Below are 16615 nucleotides of genomic sequence, written 5' to 3'. Positions count from 1 at the left end.
CCCGAATCGGGGACGGGACCTGAAGGAGGTGCCCGATGAGCGCTGACATCTCGTACGACCCGCGTACCGGCGGCGTGAACGGCGAGGTTGCCGCCACGTCTGACGCCGAGGTGGACGCGATCGTCGCTGCTGCGGCGGCGTGCGCGGCGGAGGTCGCCGCCACGCCGCCGTCGGAGCGGGCCCGCTGGTCCGGGGCGATCGCCGACGCTCTCGAGGCCGCGCGCGACGAGCTCGTGGACCTCGCGGACTCCGAGACCGCGCTCGGGCGGCCTCGACTGGAGGGCGAGGTCGCCCGCACCGCGGGGCAGCTGCGCTTCTACGCCGAGGTGGCCGTCGAGGGTTCCTTCCTCGGCGCGACGATCGACCACGCCGCCGGAGCCAACCCCGCACTCGCGCGCGTCAACGTGCCGCGCGGCGCGGTCGCGGTCTTCGGCGCGAGCAACTTCCCGTTCGCGTTCAGCGTCCTCGGCAACGACACGGCGTCCGCCGTCGCGGCGGGCTGTCCGGTCGTCGTCAAGGGCCACCCGGCGCACCCGCTCCTGAGCCAGCGGCTCGGCGCCCTCGCGAAGGAGGCGCTGGCCGACGCCGGCGCGCCGGAGGGCGCGTTCGGAATCGTGCACGGGTTCGACGCCGGCGTCCGCCTCGTGGAGTCGCCTCAGATCACCGCCGTCGCGTTCACCGGGTCCCAGCGCGCGGGGATGGCGCTGCGCGACGCGGCGGAGCGCCGTACGGTTCCGATCCCGGTGTTCGCCGAGATGGGCACCGTGAACCCCGTCGTCGTGACCGCCGCTGCGGCGGAGGCGCGGCTCGACGAGATCGCCTCCGGCTTCGTGGGGTCGTTCACGCTCGGCACCGGGCAGTTCTGCACGAAGCCGGGCCTCCTGCTCGCTCCGCGCGGATCGGGTGCCGCCGACGCGGTCGCCGCCGCGCTCCGCGACGCGGCACCCCGGGGCTGGTCGCTCACGCAGGGCATCGCGGACGCAGCGCGTACGGGCGTCGGCGAGCTGGTCGACGCCGGCGCGGAGGTCGTCGCGCAGGTCGACGGCCCGGATGCCGGCTGGTCGGTCGCGTCCACCGTCCTCTCCGTCCCGATCGACGCGCTCGAGCCCGGGAGCCGGCTGCTGGAGGAGTGCTTCGGACCCGTGGCACTCGTCGCTGAGTACGAGGACGCGGACGCGCTGACGCGTACGGTCGACGCCCTCCAGGGCACCCTCGCCGCGGCGATCATGGCCCAGGGCGACTCCGACCCGGACCTTCCCGGCGTGCTCGCCGAGCTCAGCGCGAAGGCGGGCCGCGTCACGGTCGGCGACTACCCGACCGGCGTCGCGTTCACGTGGGCCCAGCACCACGGCGGTCCGTGGCCCGCGACGTCCGACCCGACCGCGACCTCGGTGGGTGCAGCCGCACTGGCCCGCTTCACCCGCCCCGTGACGTACCAGTCCGTCCCCGACGCCGCGCTCCCCGCACCGGTGCGGGAGGGCAACCCGTGGGACATCCCGCGCCGCGTCGACGGTCGGCTGGTGCTGCCGTGAGCGGTTTCGACCCTTCGACTCGCTTCGCTCGCTCAGGACGGCGCTCGCTCCGCTCGCTCAACCAGCGAGGGGGAACTGCAAGCGCGCCGCTGGAGGGGATCGTCGTCGCCGATCTCAGCCGCGTCCTCGCGGGCCCGATGGCGACGTCGATGCTCGCGGACCTCGGCGCGACCGTCATCAAGGTCGAGCGCCCGGGCTCCGGCGACGACACCCGCCAGTGGGGTCCGCCGTGGACCGCGAGCGGCACCGCCTCGTACTTCGAGAGCGCCAACCGCACCAAGCGCAGCATCACCCTCGACCTGCGCGACGACGCCGACCTCGCGCTCGCCCGCACCCTCGTACGCCGGGCAGACGTGCTCGTCGAGAACTTCCGCACCGGCGCGCTCGACCGCCTCGGACTCGGGTACGACGCGGCGTCCGCGGACAATCCCGGCCTCGTCTACTGCTCGATCACCGGCTACGGCAGCGGCGCCGGTGCCGACCTCCCCGGGTACGACTTCGTCGTCCAGGCGGTCGGCGGTCTCATGAGCATCACCGGCGACCCGGACGGCGAGCCGACCAAGGCCGGGGTCGCGCTGGTCGACGTGCTCACCGGCAAGGACGCCGTGATCGGGATCCTCGCCGCCCTCGCCGAGCGTGAGCGCAGCGGCCTCGGCCAGCACGTCGAGGTGAACCTGCTCTCGAGTCTCCTCGGGTCGCTCGTCAACCAGGCGTCGAGCTATCTCACCACCGGCACGGCACCCGGCCGGATGGGCAACCAGCACCCGTCGATCGCGCCGTACGAGACGCTCCGCTGCGCCGACGGGACGATCGCAGTCGCCTGCGGGAACGACGGCCAGTTCGCCCGGCTCTGCAAAGGCATCGGACACCCCGAGCTCGCCGACGACCCTCGTTTCGCCACCAACGGCGACCGGGTCGCCCACCGCACGGCGCTGGTCGTCGCACTCGAGGACGCCCTCGCCGCGGACACCGCTGCCGCGTGGCAGCGGCGCCTGTCGGCCGCGGACGTCCCGGTGGGCGAGGTCGGTGACATCGGCACCGCGATCGCGCGTGCCCGTGAGCTCGGCCTGGACCCGACCGTCGAGGTCGGCGACGGCCACCCGGCGCAGGTGCGCCACCCCATCACGTACTCACGCAGCACCCCCGTGGCGCCGACCGCGCCCCCGCTTCTCGGACAGCACGACGACGAAGTCCGCCGCTGGTTGGCGGACGGGACGGAGAACCCATGAGCACACCTTCGCGCCTCCCGGCGTTCGACCCGATGGACCCGGCCGGCATCGACGACCTCCTCAGCGCCGACGAGCTCGCGGTCCGCGACTCCGTACGGCACCTCTGCGCGGAGCGCGTCGACCCGTACGTCGCCGACTGGTTCGAGCGTGGCGAGATCCCGGACATCCGCGGGCTGACCAAGGAGCTCGGCGCGCTCGGCGTCCTCGGGATGCACCTCGAGGGCTACGGCTGCGCGGGGATGAGCGCGACGGAGTACGGCCTGGCGTGCCTCGAGCTCGAGGCGACCGACTCCGGGCTGCGGTCGCTCGTGTCCGTGCAGGGGTCACTCGCGATGTTCGCGATCTGGCGCTGGGGGAGCGAGGACCAGAAGCAGACCTGGCTGCCGCGGATGGCAGCGGGCGACGCGATCGGCTGCTTCGGGCTCACCGAGCCGGACCAGGGCTCCGACCCCGGCGGGATGCGGACACGCGCACGGCAGGACGCCGGCGGCGACTGGATCCTGGACGGCCGCAAGATGTGGATCACGAACGCACCCGTCGCCGACGTCGCCGTCGTCTGGGCGCAGACCTCCGACAACCCTGCGGACATCCGCGGCTTCGTCGTCCCCACCAGCACGTCCGGCTTCTCGGCGCCGGAGATCAAGCACAAGCTGTCGCTGCGGGCCTCGGTCACCGGCGAGATCGTGCTCGACGGCGTACGCCTGCCGGCCGACGCCGTGCTGCCCGAGGTGACCGGGCTCAAGGGGCCGCTGTCGTGCCTCAACGAGGCGCGGTACGGCATCGTCTGGGGCGCGATGGGAGCGGCACGGTCAGCGTTCGCGTCCGCGCTGTCGTACGCCGGGGAGCGCGAGCAGTTCGGGCGACCGATCAGCGGCTTCCAGCTGACGCAGGAGAAGCTCGCCAACATGGCCGTCGAGTACGCGAAGGGCGTCATGCTCGCGCTGCACCTCGGCCGCCGCAAGGACGCGGGCCGGCTGCGTCCCGAGCAGGTCAGCATCGGCAAGCTCAACAACGTGCGCGAGGCGCTGGAGATCTGCCGCACGGCACGCACGATCCTCGGCGCCAACGGCATCTCGCTCGAGTACCCGGTCATCCGGCACATGAACAACCTCGAGTCCGTGCTGACATACGAGGGCACGACGGAGATGCACACCCTGGTGCTCGGCCAGGCCCTGACCGGCCAGCCCGCCTTCCGCTGAGGGCCCCCCGTCCCGTCCCGCCCCCGATTTGTGGGATTCAGCAAGGTTTCCTGGCCCGAATTCCTTGCGCTTTCCCACAAATCGGGGACGGACGGGCAGCCTGTGGACGACGGGAGCGGGAATCTCGTCGCAGGCCACACCTTGGTTGGCGTGAAACCGATCCCCGACGCCCTCGCCTCTCGCCCCTTCACCCTCGACACCGCGCGCCGGCACGGCTTTGCGCGCCAGGACCTGAGTGGCACGCGCTTCCGACGCGTGCTGCGAGGTGTCTACGCCGTCGCCTCGCTCGCCGACACGCTCGTCCTCACGCTGCGCGCTGCGATCCTGCTGCTGCCGGACGACGCCGTCGCCAGCCACCTCACCGCCTTGCGCCTCTGGGGACTCGAACTCAGAGCCCTCTTCCCGCTGCACTTCTCCACCAACACCACCCGTGTCTGCGAGCGCTCCGACCTCCGGCTCCACCGGCGCCGCGGCCGGCTGCGGGCGTACGTACGGCACCGCATCGCGTGCACCGGACCAGATCGGACCTACGTCGATTGCGGGACGATCCTGAACCTGGTCGAGTTCGTGATGACGGCCGAGCACCTCATCCACCAGTCCCACACCGCGCTGGCCGACCTGCGGGCGTACCTCGACCAGTGCCACATCGACGGCGTCGTACGGGCTCGGCGCGCGTTCGCGTACGTCCGCGAGCGGGTCGAGTCGCCGATGGAGACCCTCGTACGCCTTGCGCTGGTGTTCGCGCGCCTGCCGGAGCCCGACCCGAATCCGGACGTCCTCGACGCCGCCGGCCGGTTCGTGGCGCGCTGCGACCTCGTCTACTGGAAGTACCGCGTGATCGTCGAGTACGACGGCGCCTGGCACGAGCGCTCCAAGAAGCAGCGGGCGCGTGATCGTACGCGCCGTGAAGCACTGGAGAGGCTCGGCTGGACGGTGATCGTGGTCCTCGAGGACGACCTCGCGAACAAGAAGGCGATCGTCTGGCGGGTCTACGGGGCACTGCGCGACAACGGGTACGACGGCCCGCGCCCGCACTTCAACGCGATGTGGACTCGCTGGTTCGCGTCCCACCCCTCCCGTCCCCGATCCGGGCAGTTCGGGTACGAGTCCGCACCCTGATTCGTACCCGAACTGCCCGAATCGCGGACGGGGCGGCGGCGGGGGTCGGGGACGGGACGGAAACGGGCGTGGCCCCTGGCTCCGGGAGGGCGGAACCAGGGGCCACAGCGGGGGTTTCGTCTCGCTCTACTCGCGCAGCGGCGAGGAAGGAGAAGAGCGAGACGGAACCGCCCTACCGGCGCTTGACCGTGACCTTGACGGTCTTGGTCGCCGCACCGGTGGTCGTGCTGCCGAGGTAGCGGATCGACAGGCTGGCCTTGCCCGCCTTCGGCAGCTTCTTGAGGGTGACGACTGCGGTGCCGTTCGAGCGCAGCGTCGCCGTGCCGACCTTCTTGCCGCGGTAGTAGACCGCGACCTTCCCGGTCGGCGTGACGCCGGTGGCCTTGACCGTGACGCGCACCTTGGCCCGCGTCTTCTTGACCACGACCTTCTTCGTCGTGACCTTCGCGGCGACCGACGCCTTCGCCTTGGCGACCGTCAGTCGCACCGTCGACGCGGACGCCGTGGTCTTCGCGTCACCGAGGTAGCGCACCGAGAGCGCGTGCGCCCCCGGCTTCAGCGCCGTACGGGGGAGCGTGACCGAGGCCTTGCCGCCGGAGACCTTCGCGCGCCCCAGGACGGTCGAGCCCTTGCGGACCTCCACCGTGCCCGTCGCGGCGGAAGGCGCCACCGACACGTTCACCTTCGGGGCCGTCGCGCCGTACCGCACCGTCGGAGCCGACGCCGTGACCTTCGACGGGGCGACCACCGGAGTGGTCGCGATCGTGAGGTCCTCGCCCTCCATCGCCGTGCAGGCGAGGCCGACGTAGGGGATGAAGCCCATGACGTTCGGCTTGAGGAACGAGTCGATCTCGAACGTCTTGGGCATCGAGACCTTCAGCGCGCCCGATGCCGGTGCCGTGATGGCAGGCAGGCCGCCCTTGACCGGGATCGAGACGCCAGCGGCCGGGACCGGCAGCGAGATCGGCACCTCGGCGGACTTCAGGCCGGTCATCGGGACGCTGTAGGTCTTGCCCGTGGCGGTCTCGGTGAAGACGGCGTCCGAGCGTGCGACGCCGGAGACCGTGGTCACGCCGAACCCGGCGAGGTCCATCGCGGGCCCGGTGAGGATGTCGGTGCCCGCGAGGAGCTCGACCATCGGCTGCGCCATCTTGAGGGAGATGTCGGTGTCGGGCACCGTGATCTTGGCGCCCGGCGCGACCGTCTTCGGCATGTGGGCCTTGACGTCGACGCGGAACGTCACGTCACCACCGAAGATCCCGCCGATGATGTCGGTCAGGGTCTCGTCGTGCACACCGGTGGGGTCCGGCTGGAACGTCCCGGGGTGGGCCTTGATGTCGAACGCGCAGCGGTAGCGCACGTCCTTGAGCTCGCCGTACACGGCCTGCGCCGGCTCGACCACGTCGACGTTGATCGTGCCGGTGCTCGTGCCGCCGTGCTCGTCGGTCAGCGTGAAGGTGAAGGAGTCCTTGCCGACGAAGCCTGGCTCGGGGACGTACGTCGCCTTGTGCTGCGTCGCCAGGAAGTCCTCGTCCGCGGGACGGTCGGCGTCGAAGAACGCCTCGACGCTCCCGTGCGACGGCTGGGTGTAGGTGACCTTGCCGCCCAGCGTCCACGGGAACGGCCCGCCGGACTCGCGGTCGCGGGCGTACGGCCACACGTCGAGAGGCTTGTTCTTGGTCGTCTTGAACGTGCGGTCGCCCGTGACGGGGAGAGCGTTCTTGAGCTCGTACGTGACCGTGGCCGGCGCGCTGACCTGCCCGTTCTCGCCCTTGGCGCGGTAGGTGAACGAGTAGTTGCCGAACGGGGTGTTGCCCCTGATCACGACCTCGGCCGCGTCACCGACGATCTTCGTCCCGTTGTTGCCGGTCGGCATCGTGACGAGCTCGTACGTCACGTCGTCGCCGGTGCCGCCCTTCGAGCGCAGAGGGATGCGGATGCCCGAGAAGTTCAGCGGGTCCTCGGTGTAGACGGGCTTCGTCCAGGTGACGTCGAGCGCCGTCAGCGGGGTGCCTGCGGGGACGATCGGGATCTCGCCGAAAACGCCATCGCCGTTCGGGCCGTCGGCGTCGAGGTCGCACTTCATCTTGACCGCGCCCTCGGGGCCGATCGTGCTGCCGTCAGGCTTGACCAGCGTCGCGTCCACGGTGAACTTGGCCGGCATGCGCAGGGTGGCGACGTCGGTCGCCGACTCCGGCACGGTGATGTCCGGGATGTCGCCCTCGGTCGGGATCTTCCACGTCGCGTCCGCGCCCGTGGGGATGGCGGTCTGCGGCGCCGAGAGGTTGCCGATCGGCACCACGATGCCGTCGGCGACCCCAGGAGCGGTGATCGTGATCGCCGCGTCGGAGGACTTGCCGCCGGCGGTCTTCGCGCCGAGCAGGCCGAGCGTCGCGGCGCGCAGGTCCTCGGGCATCGTCAGCGTGATCTGGGTCTTGCGGGCCGGCAGGGTCTGACCCGGCTCGACGGAGCGCGGCACGCTGACGGCGGCGTGGATGCCGACGTTCTTCACGCCGAGGCCCATGCCGGCGGCGTTGACGTCGCACTTGTAGTTGAAGTTGTTCTCGAGCTGGACCGCTGCCGAAGCCGGTCCCGCGGCTGCGACGCCGACCGCGGTGAGCATGCCGGCCATCACTGCACCGGCGGTGACCGACCCGGCGAGGCGACGTGTCGTCACCGCACCGGGCAGCCGTGTGGGCTGGTTCATCGTTCTCCCTCCAGAGAATCACTGCACAAATTCACAATGTACAGAATTAACTTGAGTTTACACTCGGAACTACATCGCGTGAGGCTTTTAGGCGAGATCGCGGAAAGATCCGGCGTGCTCCATGAGACGTGACGCGTGTCACGCGCTTCTGGTTGATTGAATCAACCGGCCGTTCGGTGCTGTGCACCGGGGTCACCTCGGACTCGCAGCCGCAAAACGTCCACACGTGACGCGCGCGCAACCTCGACGCCATACCCTCGAAGGGTGACCGACTCGCCGCTGGTCCGTTGGGCCGACTACGACGCTGTCCTGTTCGATCTCGACGGGGTTCTGACCCCGACCGCCGAGGTGCACATGCGCGCCTGGGCGGCCCTGTTCGACGCGTACTTCGCCGAGCACGACATCGCCCCCGCGTACACCTCCGCCGACTACTACGCCTACGTCGACGGCAAGCCCCGCTACGACGGCGTACGCTCCCTGCTGGCCGCGCGCGGCATAGTCCTGCCCGAGGGCGATCCCGCCGACCCGCCGACCGCCGAGACGGTGTGCGGTCTCGGCAACCGCAAGAACGCCGAGTTCGAGCGCGAGCTGTCCCTGCACGGCGTCACCGCGTACCCCGGGTCGGTCGCCCTCCTCGACCACCTCGCCACGCTGCCGATCGGCCTCGCCGTCGTCTCCAGCTCGGCCAACGCACCCGACGTCCTCGCCGCGGCCGGCATCGCCGACCGCTTCCCGGTCGTCGTCGACGGGAGCGTCGCGCGAGCCCAGGGACTCCCCGGCAAGCCCGCGCCGGACACCTTCGCGTACGCCGCCCACTCCCTCGGTGCGGACGACAAGCGCGCGATCGTGGTCGAGGACGCCGTGTCCGGGGTCGAGGCCGGAGCGGCCGGCGACTTCGGGCTGGTCATCGGCGTGAACCGGGGCGCCGGCCACCAGGTGCTGACCGACCATGGCGCGGACGTCGTGGTGGACGACCTCGGCGAGCTCGTGGGTGGTTTCGACTCGCAGGCTCGCTCAACCAGCGAAGGCGATCCGCTGGCCGGGGGTGCGGCGTGACCCCGGTCCCGCGCGACAGCCCGCGCCACGTCTCCGACTACCTCGACCGGCACCGCTGGCCGGTCGACCGCTGGCGCCTCGTCGAGCGCTTCTACAGCGCCGACGACCTCGGTCGTACGGAGACGCTGTTCGCCCTCGGCAACGGCTACCTCGGCCTGCGCGGCAACGTCGAGGAGGGCCGCGAGTCGTACGCGCACGGCACCTTCGTCAACGGCTTCCACGAGACCTGGAAGATCAACCACGCCGAGGAGGCGTTCGGGTTCGCCCGCGTCGGGCAGACGATCGTCAACGCGCCCGACGCGAAGGTGATCCGCCTGTACGTCGACGACGAGCCGCTGCTGCTCCCCGTCGCCGACCTCATCGACTACGAGCGCTCTCTCGACTTCCGGACCGGTGTGCTCACCCGCGAGATCGTGTGGCGCACGCCGGCCGGCAAGCGGGTCCGGATCCGCTCGGAGCGGATGGTCTCGTTCACCCAGCGCCACCTCGCCGTGATGACCTTCGAGGTGACTGTCCTCGACGCTGCAGCCCCGATCACACTGTCGTGCCAGCTGCTCAACCGGCAGGACGGCGAGGACGAGTACCACGTGCGGGCCGCCGCGATGGGCGAGGGCGCCGACCCCCGCAAGGCCGAGCGCTTCGGGCGACGGGTGCTCGAGCCCCAGCTCCAAGACGTCGACGAGAGCTGCGCGCGGGTCCTGCTCGGCTACCGCGCCGCCGAGTCGGGGATGACCCTGGGCGTCGGCGCCGACCACACGATCGAGACTCCCGACCCGGTCCAGCGGCGCATGTACGTCGAGGAGGACATGGCCAAGGTCGTCTACCAGGTCGACGCGCAACCGGGCCACACGATCCGGCTCACGAAGGTCGCCGCCTACCACACGTCACGCGGCGTGCCGGCCCGCGAGCTCCTCGACCGCTGCCGCCGCACGCTCGACCGTGTCGACGGTGAGGGCATCGGACGCCAGTTCAGCGACCAGAAGGCGTGGCTGGACTCCTTCTGGGCCCGTGCCGACGTCGAGATCGGCGGTCAAGACTCCCTCCAGCAGGCGATGCGGTGGAACCTCTTCCAGGTGGCACAGGCCTCCGCGCGCGCCGAGGGTGCCGGCATCCCGGCGAAGGGCGTGACAGGGTCCGGCTACGGCGGCCACTACTTCTGGGACACCGAGATCTACGTCCTGCCGTTCCTGACCTACGTCTATCCGCAGCTCGCGCGGGCGGCGCTGCGCTTCCGGTACAACATGCTGCCCGCCGCTCGGCGCCGCGCGCGCGACCTCTCGCAACGCGGGGCGCTGTTCCCGTGGCGCACGATCAACGGCGAGGAGGCGTCTGCGTACTACGCCGCAGGCACCGCGCAGTACCACATCGACGCGGACATCTCGTACGCCCTGAGCCGTTATGTCGACGCGACCGGCGACACGGACTTCCTCATGCGGGAGGCCGTCGACATCCTGGTCGAGACCGCCCGCATGTGGGCCGACCTCGGGTTCTGGCGCAATGAAGGCGCGGGGTCGTTCCACATCCACGGCGTCACCGGTCCGGACGAGTACACGACGGTCGTCAACGACAACCTGTTCACGAACGTCATGGCGCGGTTCAACCTGCGACGCGCAGCACGCGCGGTCCGCGAGCTCGAGTCGGCGTGGCCCCAGGCGTACGCCCGGATGATGGCACGCCTCGACCTCGACCCGGACGAGATCGACGAGTGGGAGCGCGCCGCCGAGGCGATGGCGATCCCGTACGACGAGCACCTCGGCATCCACCCGCAGGACTCGCACTTCCTGGAGCGGGAGGTGTGGGACCTCGCGCACACGCCGGCGGAGCAGCGGCCCCTGCTGCTGCACTACCACCCGCTCGTGATCTACCGGTTCCAGGTGCTCAAGCAGGCCGACGTCGTACTGGCGCTGTACCTGCAGGGCGACCAGTTCACGGTGGAGCAGAAGCGCAACGACTTCGAGTACTACGACCCGATCACCACCGGCGACTCGACGCTGTCGGCCGTCGTGCAGTCGCTGATCGCTGCCGAGGTCGGCTACTCCGACCTCGCGGTGCGCTACTTCACCGAGGCGCTGTACGTCGACCTGGCCGACCTCCACGGCAACGCCTCCGACGGCGTCCACGTCGCCTCGACCGGCGGTGTGTGGAGTGCTCTGGTCAGCGGGTTCGGCGGGTTCCGCGACTACAACGGCGAGTTCTCGATCGACCCGCGGCTGCCCGCCGGGTGGGACAGCCTCACCTACCGCGTGATGCTCCGCGGATCACGGCTGCGCGTCCGCGTGAGCGCCGAGTCGATCGAGCTCAGCGTCGAGCAGGGCGCGGGCGCCAAGCTCTCCGTACGGGGCAAGATCGTGCATGTCACCGCCAAGGAGCCGGTCGTCGTACCCCTCGACGGTCAGGGTCCCGCGCTCGGCCCCACGCCCGGCCCGGGTCCGCTCGACGGCGTACGCCGAGCCGACGGCTCCATCATCACCGCCACCGTTCCCCACCCGTAGGGCGTTTGCGGTGCTCCCACCGCAAACACCCGCGCTGCACCGCAAATTCGCGGTGCACTGGCGGCACTTGCGGTGCTCCCACTGCAAATGCCGCTGGTGCGTGGCGAAAGAGCTCCCACTGCGTGCCGGCCTGGCGTGCCCGCGGCGCTGGCAGCGCTGCTCGGTCTGCCGGCGCTCGTCGCGCGATGTCGGAGACACGAACGGTTCATACCACGAGCGACTGCCCGCAGTCCCGTTTGCCACGCTCCCACCGCAAGTACGCCCCGCGCACCGTATATATGCGGTGCACGGCAGGCGTTTGCGGTGGGAGCGTGGCAAACGGGAGGGGCGCGGCGCGAGTGGCCCGGGACGAGCGACTGCCCTGGGCCCCCGCTTTGGGTCCAGGGCAGTCGTCCCCTCGGAGGGTCCGTACGGCGTCGCCGCCGTGCCGAATCCCGAGACGTGGTGGGTGTTGCCTACTTCTTGACCTTGATCTTGATCGTCTTGGTCGCGCCCGTCGTGGATGCCGAGCCGCTGTAGGTCAGCTTGACCTTGTAGGTGCCCTTCTTCTTGAACGCCTTCAGCTTGAGCGTGGCCTTGCCGCCACGGACGGTGCCCTTGCCGACGGTCTTCTTGCCGACCTTGGCGGTGACCTTGCCGGTCAGCGGCACACCGGCGGCGGTGGAGAGCCGGACGGCGACCTTGGCCTTGGTCTTCTTGGCCTTGATCTTCTTCGGGCTGGCCTTCGCCGAGGCGATCTTGGCCGTCGCCTTGCCGATGGCGATCTTGGCGAGGGTCCGGTCGCCCGTGGTCGAGCAGTTCATGATGACGCCGTCGGTGCTACCGATCTTCGCGCCGGCCTCGTTGTACAGCGTTGCCCGGACCGTGAACTTGACCGGCATCGAGACGGTTCCGACCGACTTGGCGGCGGTGGAGATCTTGACGGCGGGCACGGTGCCGCGCGTGGGGATGTTCCAGGGCGTGCCCGGCGTCGCCGGGACCGGAACGGGTGCTGTGCCGAGGTTGAGGATCGTCAGCGTCTGCGTGGCCGCACCGGGAGCGGCGATCGCCACCGACGCATCGCGGGAGTAGCCGCTCACCTTGCGAGCACTCAACAGCTCGTACGTCGGCTTGCGGAGCGTCTCGGGGATGGTGAGCGTGATCGCGGTGCTCCGGCTCGACAGCGTCTGGCCCGGCGCCACACGCGTCGGCAGGTCGACCGACGCCTTCACCGGAACCGTCGACGTCGGAAGCGGAAGCCCGTTGGCCGTCGTGGTGCAGGTGTAGCTGAAGGTCTTGGTGACGTTGGTCGCGTTCGCCGCCGGTGCGCCGGCGAGCACGAGGCCGCCAACTCCGGCAACCAGCGCCGCGCTCGTCGAGGCGGCTGCGAGGCGCGTACGCCTCGACTTCAGGGCAGGCTTCGCCTGAGGCATGGTGATCTCCCTCCGAGGATTGGTGCGATCTGCACCACATGCGAAAGAGAGTTCAACAGCGAGTTACGCACAAGGGAATACGGGGGTGACTTCCGTTACCTGATCGTGACATTTACCGCGCAATCATCGCGCGACGCGGACCAGGAGCACGCCCGGCTCGACGGTCGCGCGCAGCTCTGAGTGCTCGCCGATGGGGTCGCCGTCGAGCTGCATCGGTGTCGGCTTGTCGGCGCGGATCGTCACGGTCCGGCCCGTCATCCGGTCGAGCCGCTCATCGGTGCGCTTGCGCCGGGCGATCAGCCGCAGCCCCACGCGCAGGAACGCGAACTTGTGCGGGGGTGCGATCACGACCACGTCGATCTGGCCGTCGTCGATCTCCGCGTCGGGGAGCAGCGGCAGCCCACCCTGCAGGAAGCCCACGTTGCCGACGACCACCGTCAACGCGCGGTGGCGTACGAACTCGCCGTCGTCGACAGAGATCTGCACCCGCGCGTTGGGGAACCGGAACAGCTGCTTGACGCCGGAGACGACGTACGCGAGCCAGCCGACCTTCTTCTTGAGGTCCTCGTTGGTGCCGGTCATGATCGCGGCGTCGAAGCCGAGGCCCGCCATCACGAGGAACGTCGTCGCCTCCTCCGAGCCGTCGATCTGCAGACGGACGAGGTCGACCGCGCGGTCCTGACCGGTGAACGCGTTGTCGATCGCGTCCACCATGTGCAGCGGGATGGAGAGGTTGCGGGCGAGAAGGTTGCCGGTGCCCAGCGGGACGATGCCGACGCCGATGCCCGTACGCGCGAGCATCCCGCACGCCTCGCGGACCGTGCCGTCGCCGCCCGCCACGATCACCAGGTCGGCCTCGCCCTCCAGCGCAGCGATGGCCTGGCCGCCGCCCGGGTCCTCGATCGTCGTCTCGAAGAACTTCGGCTCGGCCCAGTCGTGGCGTACGGCCGCCTCCGTGACCTTCGCGCGGAAGACGTCGACGTCGCCGACCTTCACCGGGTTGAGCACGACGGCGACCTGGCGGCGACCCGTCCCGGCGACCGCGGGGTGCGGGGCCTCCTGCTCGGCGAAGACCCGGAGCGTGAGCAGCCACCACAGCGCGAGCGGGATCGCGGTGCCGAGCGCGAAGCCCGCGACGACGTCGGAGACGTAGTGGACGCCGAGGAAGATCCGGTCCGCCCCGATGATCAGCGCCATCACCACCCACACGGCGATGACCAGCTGGCGCAGCAGGCCCCGGCGCAGCACGAGGAGAGTGACGACCACCATGACGGTCGCGAACGTCGCCGCTGCGGTCGCATGGCCGCTGGGGAAGGAGAAGCCGTCCGTCACGTGCACGGGGTCGGCGAAGGTCGGCCGCGGGCGCTCGAACAGCCGCTTGAACCCGTAGACCGCCAGGAACTGCAGCGGGATCGACACGGCGATCCAGACCGCGACCCGGTAGGCGCGGCGCAGCACGAGCCACAGCACCGTCACGGCCATCACGAGGCGCAGCACCATGGGGCCGAGCCACTCGGCGATCCAGTCGAACAGGTCGATCCAGCCGTCCTTGCCGACGATCACGTCGTGCGCCCAGACGGCGACCGTGTGGTCGAGGTCCATCAGCGGCGGCCACTCCCACCACACCATCGCAGCCAGCACGAGGTAAACCCCGAAGAGGGATCCGACCATCGTCGGCAGGAAGGCGGTGCGCGCGGGGCGGGCGCGGCGGACGTCGATCGGCACCTGCTCAGGGTAATGGTGTCGCCCCCGCAGATAGGCTGGGGGAATGATCGACGTTCGCACGCTCCGAGACAACCCCGACGAGATCCGCGCCGCCCAGCGCCGCCGCGGTGAGTCCGAGGCGATCGTCGACGAGCTGATCTCCGCCGACGAGGCACGCCGCTCGTCGATCGGACGGTACGAGGCGTTGCGTGCCGAGCAGAAGCAGCTCGGCAAGAAGGTCGCCCAGGCCTCCGGCGACGAGAAGGCCGACCTGCTCGCCCGCACCAAGGAGCTGGCAGGCGAGGTCAAGGCCGCCGACGCCGCGTCCGCCGAGGCCGCCAAGGCCTTCGACGCCCTCTTCGCGGGGCTCCCCAACCTGGCTGCACCCGAGGCACCCGAGGGCGGCGAGGAGGACTTCGTGGTCCGCGAGATCGTCGGCGAGCCCCGTGACTTCGCCGCCGAGGGCTTCGAGCCGCTCGACCACCTCGAGCTCGGCAAGCGTCTCGGCGCGTTCGACATCGAGCGCGGCGCGAAGGTCAGCGGCGCGCGCTTCTACTTCCTCACCGGCATCGGCGCGCAGCTCGAGCTGGCGCTCGTGTCGATGGCGATGGAGCGCGCCGCGGCCTGGGGCTTCACGCCGATGATCCCTCCGGCACTGGTGAAGCCGTCCGCGATGGAGGGCACCGGCTTCCTGGGCCAGGCCGCCGACGACGTCTACCACCTCCCGAAGGACGACCTCTTCCTCGTCGGCACGTCGGAGGTGCCGCTCGCCGCGTACCACTCCGACGAGATCCTCGACGCCGACACTTTGCCGCGCCGTTACGCCGGGTTCAGCCCGTGCTACCGCCGCGAGGCAGGCTCGTACGGGAAGGACACCCGGGGGATCTTCCGGGTTCACTGGTTCGACAAGGTGGAGATGTTCGTCTACGCGACGCCCGAGGACTCGTACGCGGTCCACGAGGAGCTGCTGGCGCACGAGCAGGACTGGCTCAACGCGCTGGAGCTCCCGTACCGCGTCATCGACGTCGCCGCCGGCGACCTCGGGCTGTCGGCGATCCGCAAGTTCGACTGCGAGGCGTGGATCCCGACCCAGGGCAAGTACCGCGAGCTGACGTCGACCTCGAACTGCACCCAGTTCCAGGCGCGCCGGCTGAGCATCCGCATGCGTGACGGCGAGCAGGTGACGCCGCTCGCCACGCTCAACGGCACGCTGATGGCGTCGACCCGGACGATCATCGCCCTCCTCGAGAACCACCAGCAGGCCGACGGCTCGGTCCGGGTCCCGAAGGCGCTGCAGCCCTACCTCGGTGGGCGAGAGATCTTGGAGCCGCTGTCTTGACGTTGACCTCACAGACCACCGGCGACGCCCCCACGACCTGGCGGCCTCGCATGATCGCGCTGGACGTCGACGGCACCATCGTCGACTACGACAACACGATGACCGACGCCGTACGCGACATCGTCCGCGCTGCCGCCGACTCCGGGATCCACTGCGTGATCTCGACCGGGCGTGCCGTGCCGGGCGTGATGGACGCGGTCGAGAAGCTCGGTTTCACGAAGGGCCTCGCGGTCGCGAGCAACGGCTCGGTCGTCTTCTCGTACGACCCGATCGAGATCCTGCACTCGGTGACCTTCGACGCCGCCCCTGCCGTACGCGCGCTGCTCGAGGCCGTGCCCGACGCTGCCGTCGCCGTCGAGAACCTCGGCGTCGGCTACCGCATGAACAAGCCGTTCCCCGACGGCGAGCTCAGCGGCGACATGGCGCACGCGTCGATCGAGGAGCTTATCGCCGAGCCGGTCAGCCGCGTGATCGTCCGCAGCCCCGACTCGTCCGCAGAGGAGTTCGCCGAGCTCGCGCACGGTCTCGGTCTGGAGGGCACCAACTACTACGTGGGCTACACGGCGTGGCTCGACCTCGCCCCGGAGGGCGTGTCCAAGGCCGCCGGGCTGGAGCACGTCTGCGCGGAGCTCGGCGTCGACCGCGCCGACGTGCTCGCGATCGGCGACGGCTCCAACGACGTCGAGATGCTCGAGTGGGCCGGACGCGGCGTCGCGATGGGGCACGCACCGCTGCACGTCCAGGCCGTCGCCGACGACGTCACCGAGACCGTCGAGAACGACGGCGTCGTCCGCGAGATCGAGAAGTACCTCTGAGCTGACCCTCC

At 70.4% G+C, this 16615-nt stretch carries 11 protein-coding genes; 8 read left to right on the top strand and 3 right to left on the bottom strand.

Annotated features, from left to right (window positions below; translation table 11 throughout):
• Positions 1–35: 35 nt before the first annotated feature.
• The 4 genes from GH747_RS03525 to GH747_RS03510 all read left to right on the top strand — a co-directional run bounded on the left by GH747_RS03525 (position 36) and on the right by GH747_RS03510 (position 5079).
• Positions 36–1532: an aldehyde dehydrogenase family protein gene (locus GH747_RS03525; protein ID WP_149768152.1), complete on the top strand. Its 1497-nt coding sequence runs from the start codon at positions 36–38 to the stop codon at positions 1530–1532.
• Complete coding sequence (locus GH747_RS03520) at positions 1529–2761, top strand: CaiB/BaiF CoA transferase family protein (protein ID WP_149768151.1); 1233 nt, start codon at positions 1529–1531, stop codon at positions 2759–2761. The genes GH747_RS03525 and GH747_RS03520 overlap by 4 nt, the downstream gene beginning before the upstream one ends.
• Entirely contained in the window at positions 2758–3960 is a 1203-nt protein-coding gene (locus GH747_RS03515; RefSeq protein ID WP_149768150.1) for an acyl-CoA dehydrogenase family protein, read from the top strand. Before GH747_RS03520 ends, GH747_RS03515 begins: the two co-directional genes overlap by 4 nt.
• Before the next feature lie 150 nt (positions 3961–4110).
• Complete coding sequence (locus GH747_RS03510; RefSeq protein WP_149768149.1) at positions 4111–5079, top strand: endonuclease domain-containing protein; 969 nt, start codon at positions 4111–4113, stop codon at positions 5077–5079.
• 172 nt (positions 5080–5251) lie between these two features.
• Here the strand turns inward: GH747_RS03510 and GH747_RS03505 are convergent, their stop codons facing one another.
• Entirely contained in the window at positions 5252–7786 is a 2535-nt protein-coding gene (locus GH747_RS03505; protein ID WP_149768148.1) for a DUF6801 domain-containing protein, read from the bottom strand.
• A gap of 264 nt (positions 7787–8050) precedes the next feature.
• On the opposite strand from GH747_RS03505, the gene GH747_RS03500 reads away from it, so the two are divergent.
• Both GH747_RS03500 and GH747_RS03495 read left to right on the top strand, forming a co-directional pair.
• Positions 8051–8842 carry an HAD family hydrolase gene (locus GH747_RS03500; protein ID WP_149768147.1) on the top strand — a complete coding sequence of 264 codons (792 nt, stop codon included), beginning with the start codon at positions 8051–8053 and terminating at the stop codon, positions 8840–8842.
• Complete coding sequence (locus GH747_RS03495; RefSeq protein WP_149768146.1) at positions 8839–11334, top strand: glycoside hydrolase family 65 protein; 2496 nt, start codon at positions 8839–8841, stop codon at positions 11332–11334. Before GH747_RS03500 ends, GH747_RS03495 begins: the two co-directional genes overlap by 4 nt.
• Positions 11335–11789: 455 nt before the next feature.
• Here GH747_RS03495 and GH747_RS03490 read toward each other — a convergent pair whose 3' ends face one another.
• Positions 11790–12746 (bottom strand): DUF6801 domain-containing protein, encoded by a 957-nt coding sequence (locus GH747_RS03490; protein ID WP_149768145.1) that lies wholly within the window; start codon positions 12744–12746, stop codon positions 11790–11792.
• A 123-nt stretch (positions 12747–12869) separates the two neighbouring features.
• On the bottom strand, positions 12870–14471 hold the full coding sequence (locus tag GH747_RS03485; protein WP_149768144.1) for a bifunctional phosphatase PAP2/diacylglycerol kinase family protein: 1602 nt from the start codon (positions 14469–14471) through the stop codon (positions 12870–12872).
• Between the two features lie 43 nt (positions 14472–14514).
• On the opposite strand from GH747_RS03485, the gene serS reads away from it, so the two are divergent.
• On the top strand, positions 14515–15789 hold the full coding sequence (gene serS / locus GH747_RS03480) for a serine--tRNA ligase (RefSeq protein WP_149768143.1): 1275 nt from the start codon (positions 14515–14517) through the stop codon (positions 15787–15789).
• On the top strand, positions 15786–16604 hold the full coding sequence (locus GH747_RS03475) for an HAD family hydrolase (protein ID WP_228552755.1): 819 nt from the start codon (positions 15786–15788) through the stop codon (positions 16602–16604). Before serS ends, GH747_RS03475 begins: the two co-directional genes overlap by 4 nt.
• The last annotated feature ends 11 nt before the right edge of the window (positions 16605–16615 follow it).

Source organism: Mumia xiangluensis, assembly GCF_010994095.1.
Classification (GTDB): Bacteria; Actinomycetota; Actinomycetes; order Propionibacteriales; family Nocardioidaceae; genus Mumia; species Mumia xiangluensis.
Note: the sequence above shows the minus strand (reverse complement) of the source record. Positions and strands in the feature narration are given on the sequence as shown.